The organism is Hymenobacter duratus, assembly GCF_014698995.1.
Taxonomy (GTDB): Bacteria; Bacteroidota; Bacteroidia; order Cytophagales; family Hymenobacteraceae; genus Hymenobacter; species Hymenobacter duratus.
Genome location: NZ_JACWZZ010000003.1, coordinates 462,977 through 475,157 on the forward strand (window position 1 = coordinate 462,977; position 12,181 = coordinate 475,157).

A 12,181-nucleotide genomic window follows, 5' to 3' on the forward strand; every position below is an offset into this window, starting at 1 on the left:
TGAGCCCCGCGAAGGATCTTGTCACGGCTGGGTTAGCGTTGAACGGTTGCCGTTCTGGTGTGATAAGGTCCTTCGCGGGGCTCAGGATGACAGGCGAACAGCAGACAGTTTTAGAACTTCATGCCCGCGCTGTTCTGCACGGCCACCGGCTCCTGGTTTTCGGCTTTAATGTCGAGGCCCTTGACGCTCCAGCCCTGGGCGAAGTCGATTTTGCCGGCTTTCTTACCCGTGATGCTGATGTCTTCCAGCGTGAAGTTTTCCAGCAATGACACGGCCAAGCCCTCGGCCGAAATGGCTTCGCCAGCCCCGGTGGCGCGCAGGTTGCTGATGCGCACGTTGCGGAAATGCGGCGTGCCGCGCTCCACAGGCTCCACTTTGGCCAGCATTTTCTTCCAGTGCTCGGGCAGCGTAGCTTCGGTGTAGCCGGCCGGCAGCGTGGAGTAGCTATAGGCCGGGTTCCAGTTCATGGTCATGATGATGGGCACACGCACGCCATCCATCTGAATGTCTTCCACCACAATGTCCTCGACCACGCCGCCGCGGTTGGTGGCCGATTTCAACCGGATGCCGTACTTGGTGCCCTTCGCCTTGAGGCCGCGGGCAATGACGTGGCGGATGCCGCCCGACGTTTCGGAGCCACAGGTGAACAGTCCGTCGCCGGCGCCGGCCACGCAGTTCTGGATGAGGATGTACTCGGTGGGGCGGTTCACGCGCAGGCCATCCCAGTCGCGGCCGGCTTTCAGGCAGAAGTTGTCGTCGTTGCAGTCGATGTCGCAGTTCTGCACCAGCACGTAGGAGCTGGAGTCGATGTCGATGCCGTCGGTGCTGGGGCCGTGGCCGCCGATGTTGTTGCGCACCACTAAGCCGTCGGCCGTTACGTGCTTGGAGTACAGAATGTGCACCGTCCAGAAGCCGGCGCGCTGCAGCGTGATGCCTTCAAGCGTGACGTTGCTGGAGTTGGAAACCAGCAGCGTACGGGGACGTTTGGCATCGTAGTCCACAATCCAGCGCAGGCCTTTGGCGTCGTACTCTTTGCGCATGGCCCAGTATTTCTCCCAGAACGGCTTGCCCTGGCCATCGACGGTCCCCTGGCCGGTGATGGCCACGTTTTCCTGATCGAGGATATTGATGAGGGCCGCGGGCCACACCATTTCCACGCCCGCAATGCGCGACGGAATTTCGGGGTAGTCCTTCAACTCCTGGCTACCGAGCAGCGTTACGCCCTGCGGAATATGGAGCGTCACGCCCTTCTTCAAAAAGATGGAGCCCGTGAGGTACTGGCCCGGCGCAAACGTCACGATGCCACCCTTTTTGGCCGCCGCATCAATGGCTTTCTGGATGGCTTGAGTGTTGAGGGTTTTGCCGTCGGCCACCGCGCCGTATTTGGCGACTAGGAAAGTGTTTTGGGTGGCGGGCATGGATTTCGCGCCCACTTCTTTCACCCAGGCCGGGTCGGCGGGGGCGGCAGTAGGCGGCGTCCCGAAGGAATTCAGCCAGGCCAGCAGCGGCAGTAGCAGCGAAAGGATCAGGTTCATATCGGCAGGCAGGTGGGTTGGCAGATCGGGAGAGGCATATAAAGCAAAGAACCTGATGGTAGCCGGGCGGTGGAACAACGGATTCCCACGGCCGCAGCTCCGATGCCCAGCTACACATCAGGTTATTGCTCTCTTATTTCACTCATCCAAAGCTGCCATTTTCCGTTCTGGGCACCCTCCCGCACTCACCTGCAATTCTCTTTTTGCAGAAATTTTGTTGACGCGGCCTCAATTCTTGCCCTCCGTCGGTGTGGGCCAGATGTCGGTGCGGAACGGCGAGGCGGGCAGCCCGGCGGCGTTGAACAGGTTGGGCATCGGCGACTTGCGCCAGCCGAAGCGCACGGCCACCGGTTGCGGCACCTGGGCGCTGCTCACCACCACCGTATTGCCTTCAATAACGGCCTGCGCGGGATGAAACACGCCGTCGGCGCCCGCCACAGTGAACTCGCGCAGCGCCCCGCCTTCCGCTTTCAGGCCCTCGGCATAGTCGAAGCTGAGGCGGGCGGTATTCTTGTAGATTTTCAGGGCTTTGTAGATCGGGCCCGAGGTGACGAGCTTTTTCTCGCCGTACTCGTTGCGCAGCGCCCACAGCGCCAGCCGGTGCCCCACGGCCTGCTTGTTGCGCGGATGAATGTCCAGCGAGTCGCCCACGTCGGTCGTGACGACCATGCCGGTGCGCGGCACGGTTTGCCAGGACAACAGCTGGGCTTCGCGGATTTCGGGGTTCTGGCCTTTGTGGGGCGTGATCTGCACGAAGTAGAACGGCATGTCGGGCTGCTGCCACGCCTGGCGCCAGCTGGCAATCAGGGCCGGAAACAGCGTGCGGTATTGGTAGGCGCGCTCGGCATTGCTCTCGCCCTGGTACCAGATGGTGCCGCGCAACGTGTACGGCTCCAGGCCCCGGATCATGCCGTTGTAGAGCTTGGCCGGCGACTTGTTGCTGGTGGCGCTCAGCGGCTCGCTGGGCTTGGGCTGCTTGGTTTGCGGATTGCGCTCCTTCTCCAGTTTCCAGGCGGCCAGCGCGGTTTCATAGGCGGGGCGTTGGGTGAGGCCGTCGGCGTAGCGGGTCAGAATCGGGCGCAGCGTAGGGTTCTGCTCCAGCACCTCACGCCGCGTCCACGACTCGGCCGGCGTGCCGCCCCACGACGAGTGAATCAACCCCACCGGCACGCCGGTTTTGTCCTGAATTTCCTGCCCGAAAAAGTACGCCACCGCTGAGAAGTTGCCCACCGTTTGGGGGCTGCACACCACCCAGCTACCCTGCACGTCTCGCTGGGGCTCATCGGACACGCGCTGCGCTACCGTGAACATACGGAGGGTGGGCCTGGTGGCTTTCGGCACCACTTCGGCCTCATTGAGCACGCCCGTCATCCACTTGGAAGCGCCCTTGGCCAGCGGAAACGCCATATTCGACTGCCCCGAGCACAGCCACACTTCCCCCAGCAGCACATTACTGACAGTGAGCTTGTTATTGCCCTGAACCGTGAGCGTATAGGGGCCGCCGGCCTTGGTGGTGGGCATGCGCACCAGCCAGTTGCCCTGCGCATCGGCCGTAGCCTGCATGGGCTTTTTCGCCCAACTGGCCGTCACCGTTACGGCCTCACCAGGCGCGGCCCAGCCCCACAGCGCTACCTCCGATTTTTGCTGCAGCACCATGTTGTCGGTGATGAGCGCTGGCAGCGTAACGTCGGCCAGGGCAACGCGGGCGCCTGCTAGCAGCAGAACGGAGAGGAAGCTGGTGTGTCGGGAAGGATGATACATGTGAGGTGGTTTTTGGCGGGGAGTGTAGGATGAGGGTTGTCTAAGGCTGAGCGGAGCGTATGTTAATTAAGGCAGTGGCCGTCATGCTGAGCTTGTCGAAGCATCTCTACCGCCTCGTTGCAATAGCATTGATTAGCCAGCGGTAGAGATGCTTCGACAAGCTCAGCATGACGGCCACTGCGAATTGAAATTCTCACTCACGTAATCCGGAACACGAACGAGGAGGCAGTCATGTATTTGCCGCCTTGCGAGGCGCAGAACAGGTATTCGGGTTTGCCGTCGCGGAGCAGGAGTTGGGGGCGCTCTAGGCGGCCGTAGCGCTTAAGCTTGGGCGGGGCGGGCGGCTCCTGCACGCCGTAGTCGCGCAGGGCGCGGAAGGCAATTTTGGGGTAGCTCCACTCCTTGCCGTCGCGGGATTCCAGGTAGAGGCCGACTTCGTGGTTGTACACACCCATGTCGCGGGCCAGCAGACAGAAACGGCCGTTTTGCCGCCACACGAAAGCGTCCTCGAACTGCTTGTTGTGGCCCTGCCGGGAGAAGTCGATTACGGGGTTGCCGGCGTACTTCACGTAGGGACCTGCCAGTTGGTCGGCCACAGCCAGCCCGTACTTGCGGTTGCCCCGAATCGTGGGGTCTTTCGACGTGACGTACTCCTGCGTATTCCACGACTTGTAATACAGCCAGTACTTGCCTTCGTGTTTTACAAAAGCTGGATTAGTAGTGCAATGGTCGTCCCAGGCGCCGGTGGGGCCAGGCAGCAGCAGCGGTGCGTCGGGGCGGGTCCAGGGGCCTTCGAGAGTGGGCGCGGTAGCCAGCCCGATGCGCTTGCTGTCGGTTTTGCCGTTGCTGGTGCCCATAAAAAACAGGCAGTACTGGCCGTCCATGAGCTGAATGCTGGGGTTGTGGCAGGTGGTGGCGTCCCAGAAGCCAGGGCCGCGCGGGGCCAGCACGGTTTCCTGGTACACAAACGGCCCGGCGGGCGTGTCGGCCACGGCGCGGGCTATTTCGCAGCCGTTGAGCCAGCCACCCATCCCCTTTCGGGCATCCCAGCGCGAAAAAAACACGTGCACCCGGCCATCGGGCCCGTAAATCGGGCTGTTGCACCACACGTAGTAACCCTCCATTTCCAAGGCCCGCCCAACAGGCTGCAGGTGCTTGCTGAACCTAGCAAAGTCCGCCTTTGGGAAGTCAATCAGCCGCCCGGCCGCAAAGCCCACCGCCGCCCGGGCAAATGGAGCCAGTGCAAGGGTTGCAAGAAAGTGGCGGCGGGTAGGCATGAGGAGTGGCTGTATAGATGCGTATTCGCGTCTCGTCGGTGCTGACGTTGTTTGGGCGAACGGCGCAGGGCTGGTCGTTTTGGCGGAAGACGCGTATTCGCGTCTCTACATTCGTTCTACTGCATCTTGCCGCCAGCGCCGGTTGCCACTGGCGTGAGCGTCACCGGGCCCAGCAAACCAGACTCTTTCGGGTCCCATTTCTCGGCGGTGAACAGACCGTCGGTGCCCCGGTTTTCCTTGAGCTTCGACGACATATTGATGTTGTAGGCATTCTTGTAGGGCACGTGGTTGCGGTCCATATCGATGATGCGGTTGGCCATGCCGTTGCTGACGCTGACGGTGAGCGTGTTGCTGGCCTGCAGCTGGTTTTTCGGGATGAACACCTGGTAGCTGGGGCCAATAAGCGTACCCAGCTCCTGGCCGTTCAGCTGCACGCGGGCGCTTTCGGCCACGCGGCCCAGGTTCAGCAGCCAGCCCTCGCCCGAGCCAGTGGGTTGCGGGAAGCTGATGGTGTACGCCGCCGTACCGGAGAATTTCCGGCCGGCGTCGCCACCGAAATCGGTCCACGATTTCAGCTCCGACGTCTGCACCGGAGCCGGCAGCGCCGGCCCGCCCGACACGAAGCGCACGTTCCAGGTGCCTTGTATGGGCTGCGCAGGGCCAGCGGCCTGCTGGTAGGCATACAGGGGACCGGTCAGGGCGGCGCCGGTGGTTTCCAGCAAACACGACTCGCCGGGGGCCAGTTGCAGGCGCACCTCCGGCATGCCCTTAGCTGACATACGCCAGTTGGCCAGGCCCAGCTGTTCGGTCATGGGGTTGTAGAGCGCCACCGATTTTGCGGCGGTTTGCAGCGACACCCAAGTGTCCAGCGGCTTGTCGGAGGAGTTGGCCAAGAAGTAGTAGTGCCCGGTGGCGTGGCGGCGGCGCACGAACTGTAGGCCGCTATCGGTTAGGGTTTCGCGCTGCACGCCGGCCGCAGCCAGCAGCTGGCTTACGTCTTTGCCCACCAGCACCGCGCCCTTGCCCAGTTTGGCTTTCTGAACGCCGGCCGTGCCGCTGGGCTGAAATTTCAGCTCGGCCAGCAGCTTGCGGAAGGCGGCGCGGCGCTTATCGAGCTGGGCCAGGCCGGGCACGTCAGTAGGCAACTGGTTTTGCACCACCAGCGTGGCACCGTTGCGGGCCAGCTGCAGGTAGTGCTCCAGCGTGGCCAGCGGCACGAGGCGCGCATCGGGCAGCAGCAAGGTTTGGTAGGCAGTGCCGCCGCCGGTTTGCAGGGTGCGGCCGGTAGTTTTGGTTTGCCGCAGCTGCTTATCAGAAATAAAGTCGAAGCCATAGCCCTGCTTGAGCAACTCCTCCCCGGTCGCGCCCACCGGCATGCCCTTGAAGCCGTGGCTGATGCCGTCGAAGTGCTGGAGCAGCACCTTGCCGGGGCGGGCGTAGGAATCGTAGATGGGCAGATACACCAGCACGTCGTTGGCGGGCTGGCCGGCCTGCAAAAAGCTCTGGCAATGCGCTACGTAGCGGTTCAGCTGCCCGAAGTCGTTCCAAAACGTGTTGTTGGGGTTGAAGTGCACGGCCGCGTAGAACAGCCAGCCCGGCCACGCCGCAGCCTGCGGCGAGTAGTTGGTGCCGTGGTAAAACGTGTGGTTTACGCCCCCAAGCAGCATCATGTCCATGGCCTTCTTCACGTCGCTGAGCTTGGACAGGAAGTGGTCATTTTCCCAGGTAGCCGACTCCGACGAGGTAAGCGGCTTGCCGGTAACGTGCGCCGCCGATGAGGCGAATTTCAAACGCAGCAGATCCTCGCCCTCAGTTTCCGGAATGTCGGTGGCGGCGTAGAGGTCGAGGATGTTGGCCGGGGAGCCGTGGGCCTGGTTGCGGATGAGTGCGCCGTGCGTTTTGGCCCAGTCGTGCCAGGTTTGGGTGTAGTTTTCGAGCAGCAGTTCCGAAACCGTTTCGCGGTAGTCGCTGAGTACGCGCTGGTGCTGCTGGTCTTCCGCTTCCTTGCTGAACAGGGCCGGCAGGTGCTGGCGCAAATCGTAGCCGCGGCGCTTTTGGAATTCACTGAACATCTGCGGCGTCCAGTTGCCCTCACCCTGCGCGTCGTCTACCTCATACGAATCGTTGAAAAAGGCCCGGATGGGCTGCACGTTGCGGCCCTTGAACGCCTCATCAAAACGCGCCAGGTAGTGCTGGGTGGCAGTTTTGGAGAAGTGGTCAATTACGTCGCCTTCGCCGCCGGGGCCGGCGCGCTCCACCTGCTTGCCGTGCCAGCCCTCAAACACGGCGTAGAGCGTCCAGGCGGCACCCGTCGGGGCGGTCCAGTTCAGTTTACCGGCGGCGTCTACTTTGCTGGTCAAATCCAGCGTCTGGCCCTTATCGGAATACGCTACCAACGCTTGCAGCGGCAGCAGCTTCTCGAAGCGCACCTGGTCGAAGGCGTGGAGCTGCAGATTAGGGTTCTTGGTGATAGGGTCAGCCAGCTGCTTGATATCGATAGGCTGGCCGACGGTTTTCACCAGCGGCTTCTGCATAAAGCGTACGGGCTCCTGCAGCTGGGCGCCGCCGGCCACGGTGTAGGTCTGATGCGCCACGTACTTGCAGGCGTCGTTGGGCGTCACCCAGGGCCCACCGAACGGCCAGCCCGACGCCTGCGCCATATCCACGCCCAGCCCCAGCCGCCCAGCCTCCGTGAGCGTGTGCTGCAGCATGTCCATCCAGCGCGGCGCCAGGAAGCTGATGAACTGGTTTTCGGTGCCTTTCACGCCATAAATCGGCGTGATTTCCACGCCCCCCAGCCCCGCCTGCTGGTATTGGGTGAGCAGGCGCGTGAGGTCCTGCTCGTTCACGGCGCTGCCCTGCCACCACCAGCGCGTCCAGGGCTTGTGCTGCTGCGTGATTTCCGGCCAGCGCGGCGCCTGTTGGGCACGGGCGGGCACCTGGGCTAGAGTGGCAGCAACGAGCAGGGAAAAAGCGAGAGTGGGTTTCATGGGGCGGGGTGGCAATGGATATTTCAGAACGTCACGCTGAGCGAAGTCGAGGAATCTCGCGTGCTGACGTTGTGGTGGTAATTACCACACTAGTGAGATTCCTCGACTACGGCTGCGCCTCGCTCGGAATGACGTTCATTTCTTACACTTCTACTTCATCTTCACCAGCTCCGTGCCGGCGAGCAGGAAGCAGCCGAGGCCGTAGTCCTCGAAGTCGGGCTTGCTGGTGTAGCTCACGGGCTGGCCATCTTTGGGCTCTTTACCGGTGCCCTGCACGTAGCCCAGAAAGCCGTTCGGGTGCACGCATTCGGTGGCCATGGCGTTCCAGGCTTTCGTGATGATGGGCTGGTACTGCTTGGCGTCGAGCAGGCCGTGGTTGATGCCCCAGGCCATGCCATAGGTGAACAGCGCCGTACCGGTCAGCTCCTTGCCGCCGTAGTTGGTGGGGTCGTGTAAGCTCACGTTCCAGTAGCCGTCGGGGCGCTGTAGGGGCGGCAGGGCCTTCATCATGGCCAAGTACATCTGCTCATATTCCTCGCGGTGCGGGGCCCCTTTGGGCATGATTTCCAGCACGCGCACCATGGCCGCTACCACCCAGCCATTGCCGCGGCTCCAGTAGCAGTCCTCGCCGTTGGGCTCTTTGTAGGGCGGCACGAAGTCTTTGTCGCGCCACCAGAGCTGGTCCTGCGGGTTGTAGAGGCCGCTGCCGCCGTGCCGGGTTTTCGAGTAGTTGTAGAGGCGGTACATCTTCTCGTAGTAGGCCGTATCCTGAGTTATGGCGCCCAGCTTGGCATAGATAGGCATGGCCATTTGCAGGGCGTCAATCCACCACCAGTCGTCTACCTGCGGGCTTTTCACCATCAAATCGATGCTGGCTTTGATGTCGCGCAGGCGCTCGGGTTGCGGGTCTATTTCGTAGAGGGCGAGGTAGGTCTGGCCGGCGCACTGGTTGTCGGCGTTGCGGGTTTCGATGCCGCGGTGCAGGCCCCACTGGTGCTTCTGGCTCCAGTCCACGGCGTAGTCGTAGTAGCGCTTCTGCTTGTCCACGCTGTGCAGCGCCAGCAGGCCCTCGTAGTACACGGCGCGCGTCCAGATGTGGCTGGGACGGGTTTTGTTGGTCGTGATTTCCTTGCCGGTGTCGGGCCACTTCTGCATGAAGTAGTCGTTGGCGCGGGTCATCGTCTTAAGGATGGCCTTCTTTTTGGGCAGCTTCTGGGCCTGCGTCGTCAGCGTAAGCAAGGCCAGCAGGCCGGCCGTGAGAATGGATTTGAGCATTGGGTGGGTTTGAGGTCGTCGGTTATGATACCCAGTTCGTCATGCTGAGCTTGTCGAAGCATCTCTACCGCTTCGTCTGTCCCACTTCAACGAAGCGGTAGAGATGCTTCGACAAGCTCAGCATGACGGTGTTTTATGTCGGTTTTTACGAGGCGGCTTTGGCTATTTCCACGGCGTACACCTGGTTTTCGCCCTCAAAGTTGGCCCGAAAGATCAGCCATTTGCCGTCGGGGGAGAAATGCACGTTGGGCTCCAAGTGGTAGTTGTGCTTGGCTAGGTTCACCAGCTTCTCGGCTTTGAATTTGTCGCCATCGGGCCGGAACAGGTAGATCCACTGGCCGTTGGGCGAGTGCGCCACCGAGCTGGGGTAGCCACCGTCGCCGGCAAACGTCTTCTGGTCGGGCGAAATGGTGTAGTGCACGCTCCACTCGTCGCGAGTAAGCTCGTACTTCTTCTCTTTGCCGGTTTTCAGGTTGGTGCCCGTCACGAAGAACGTGGCACCGCGCGGTAGCTGGTGGTCGAACCAGATGGTTTTGCCGTCGGGCGCAAACCACTCGTGGCCGAATATTTCGCGGTCCATCGTGCGCTTGTGCACCAGCTTCACCGCCTTGGTTTTCGTGTCGATGGTCCAGATGCGGTCCACCAACTCCCAAGGGCCTTCGTGGCAGAACATGAGCAGTTTCGGGTCAGTGGGCGAAAACTGCACGTGGTTCAGCCAGGCCGTGTCCGTGAACAGCTTGCTGAGCTGGCCGCCCTCGGTGCTCACCGTAAACAAGGTGCGCGGCAGCTTCGACTCGTAGATGCGGCGGAAGTAATCTTTCTTCTCCGGGTACTGCCGCGAAATCTCCTTTTCCGCATCAGAGGCCCAAGCCCCGCCGAGCTGAGTTTCGTCGGCGTTGAGGGTGGTGATGCTGGCCCGGAAATCTTGGGGAAACACGAACACCAGCCGTGTCTTTCGGGTATCGACGTGGGTGGCGTATACCGAGTCGCCGGTTTGGTAGAACACCTCCCGGCGCTTTGGGGCCACAATTTCGCCGCTCATCTTCTGGAAGTAGCGCGTGAGCGGCTGCACCGCGCGCGTTTTCAGGTTGATGGTGCGCAGCTGCTTGCCCTGGGCATCGGAGTGGTAGAACACCATCTGGTCGCCGTCACTGCCTTTAGCCGCCAGAAAGGGCTTGTTGTGGAAGTAGAAGCTGTTGTTGTTGCCGCCCAGTGGCGTAAGGCGCATCACGCGGTGGCCGGTGTCCTGGTCGATCCACTCGGCGGCAGGCATGGGCGTTTGCGCGCCGGTCACGAGCTTGGCCTGGGCCAGCGCGCCGGTACTTAGCAGCGCCAGGCCGCTCAATACAGTAATAAACGGGTGGGTTTTCATAGGTCAGAAAGGATGGCAGGGCGGTTATTTCAGATTCTCGTAGCGGGGCGGAATGGTTCGAATGGCTTCGGGCAGGTTCACGTAGCGAGCCAAATCGCGCAGCGCCACCACCGTATAGTGATGGTCGTGTAGGTAGCGTAGGTACAGTTCGAACAGTGCGGGCGGCGTACTCACCCAGTCGTGGGCCACATCGGGTACGCCGTGTACTGTCAGCACCACGATGCGGCCGTTTTGCGCCTGCCGCAGGGCAGGCAGCACTTTCGCCGTGTCGGGGCCGGAGGTGCTGAAGCTGGGAATCAGGAGCGGATTATCGGTGACAGGGTCGTAGGGGCGGCTGCCACCGGCGCGGGCCAGGTGGTAGCCGCGCGCCGGCAGTAGCGTGGTAGCGACGGGCGCGGTGTCATAGCCTGGATAGGCGAAAGTGACAGGCCGGGGAATCCGGTTGCTGTGGCAGCGGCCTTCTATCGAATCCAGCTCGGCCCCCAGCTGCTCCTGCGTCAGACGGTTGACGTGCCGATGCGTGAGCGTGTGGCTCCCGACTTCGAAGCCCTGCCGGTGCAGCTGCCGAATTTGCGCCCAGCTCATATACTTCGTTTTGTCGGCAAAAGCCGGCTCCCGGAATTCGCATACGAAAAATGTGGCGCCAAACCCGTACTGCCTTAGCAGTGGCGCAACGTAGGTGGCATGGCTAAGAGCAGCATCATCGAAGGTGAGTACCACCAGCTTGTCGGGCACGGGGCGGCGCAGCACCTGGGCGTGCGCGCCTACACCGCCCAGCCCCGCTTCCAACAGAAGTAGCAATACACAGAGCAGGGAAAGGCGGCGCAGCATCACAGAATCAGGAGGCAATGAAAGTGGATTGCGTCTCAAGAAAGGAGTATCTGTTTGGCTAACACTCCTGTACTCTGCGGTGTCCTTACACCTATGTGAAGCGGCGGCAAAGCATCCGTGCCATCTGCACGTGTAAGCAGCTGTTCTGGCTAGTCGGCCTTTTTGCAGGAAGTGGCCTCCGGAAGTATGGACAAGGATACAGGCTGCCGAAATGCCGGATTTTCTTGATATTTAGAAGGTAGCCGGCACCTAAAAGCAGCAACAGATGCGGATTCACCCTTTCCTAGCAAACTTTACAATTGAGGCGAATGGCCGGGTACTGGATGGCAATCTGATCCTGGTGATTATACTGGCCCTTTTGCTGCTCTGGCCGGTTCTGCGGCGTATACTGCGGCCTCCTAAACAGTAGGCCTTACACGCAGTCCTGAGAACGACATAGCGCCGCTTCCGTAGCTGCTCAGTACCTTAAACGCCCCAGCCAGTAGTTGGCCAGGGCGTTTTCTGTTCTATGCACCAGTATGCTGAATGATACTTCTCCAGAATGGCTGGCTAACGGCATAGTCAATGGTTCTTTTGACTGGAGCAAAGCTACCGGCACCACATTTTCGCTGTTGCTGGATGGCATCACGCTGCATGACTCCCTTTGGTGCCAGACCATCTCGCAAGCAGAAAACTCGCTGCTACTGGTCTTTCGGCTAGATTCCTTCTGGAACAAAGCATTCTGCCATCACCAAGATGAGTGGCCCTATCTATTACTCGAAATCAGTGAAGTACTATGCAGCTTTTATGGCTTTTTGCCTGAGGAGGACACAGAAAAAACTGTTAGCCGAGCTGCAACCTACCTGCTTCCTGACTCAAAAGTAGCTGCGTGGAGCAGCGTGGGCACAGAGTTAGGCATTGTGCCTATTCAACTGCGGAAGAAGGTCAAGCCGCCTATCCACCGCACTGATATCGAAACGCTAGGCGGTATCTATTCTTGCGTACACAAAGAAGCAATCAGAATCCTACTGTACACCACAGCCGGAGACTTACTTCCAATTGATTTATCAGCAGCACTATTTCCTGAAAATGGACTTGCTCAAAAACCACTGCAGGATTCAGGAATAGTTTCCCGAATCCTGCAGTGGTTTAATGCATAGT

The 12,181-nt window shown here is 60.8% G+C and carries 8 protein-coding genes; 1 reads left to right on the forward strand and 7 read right to left on the reverse strand.

The window, feature by feature from the left end:
- Positions 1-110: 110 nt before the first annotated feature.
- From IC231_RS15445 to IC231_RS15475, 7 genes are all read right to left on the reverse strand, one after another.
- Positions 111-1,535 carry a glycoside hydrolase family 28 protein gene (locus tag IC231_RS15445; RefSeq protein WP_190785392.1) on the reverse strand — a complete coding sequence of 475 codons (1,425 nt, stop codon included), beginning with the start codon at positions 1,533-1,535 and terminating at the stop codon, positions 111-113.
- 228 nt (positions 1,536-1,763) lie between these two features.
- Entirely contained in the window at positions 1,764-3,296 is a 1,533-nt protein-coding gene (locus tag IC231_RS15450) for a sialate O-acetylesterase (protein ID WP_190785393.1), read from the reverse strand.
- Positions 3,297-3,493: 197 nt separating this feature from the next.
- Positions 3,494-4,573 (reverse strand): glycoside hydrolase family protein, encoded by a 1,080-nt coding sequence (locus tag IC231_RS15455; RefSeq protein WP_190785394.1) that lies wholly within the window; start codon positions 4,571-4,573, stop codon positions 3,494-3,496.
- Between the two features lie 116 nt (positions 4,574-4,689).
- A complete protein-coding gene (locus tag IC231_RS15460) occupies positions 4,690-7,563 on the reverse strand; it encodes a glycosyl hydrolase (RefSeq protein ID WP_190785395.1) in 2,874 nt (957 codons plus the stop codon).
- Positions 7,564-7,713: 150 nt separating this feature from the next.
- Positions 7,714-8,838, reverse strand: coding sequence for a glycoside hydrolase family 88/105 protein (locus IC231_RS15465; protein WP_190785396.1), 1,125 nt, complete (start codon positions 8,836-8,838; stop codon positions 7,714-7,716).
- Between the two features lie 145 nt (positions 8,839-8,983).
- Entirely contained in the window at positions 8,984-10,210 is a 1,227-nt protein-coding gene (locus tag IC231_RS15470) for an oligogalacturonate lyase family protein (RefSeq protein ID WP_190785397.1), read from the reverse strand.
- 24 nt (positions 10,211-10,234) lie between these two features.
- Positions 10,235-11,011, reverse strand: a complete 777-nt coding sequence (locus IC231_RS15475; RefSeq protein ID WP_211539101.1) for a polysaccharide deacetylase family protein — start codon at positions 11,009-11,011, stop codon at positions 10,235-10,237.
- Positions 11,012-11,559: 548 nt separating this feature from the next.
- Between IC231_RS15475 and IC231_RS15480 the strand changes: the two genes are divergently transcribed.
- Complete coding sequence (locus IC231_RS15480) at positions 11,560-12,180, forward strand: hypothetical protein (RefSeq protein ID WP_190785398.1); 621 nt, start codon at positions 11,560-11,562, stop codon at positions 12,178-12,180.
- The last annotated feature ends 1 nt before the right edge of the window (position 12,181 follow it).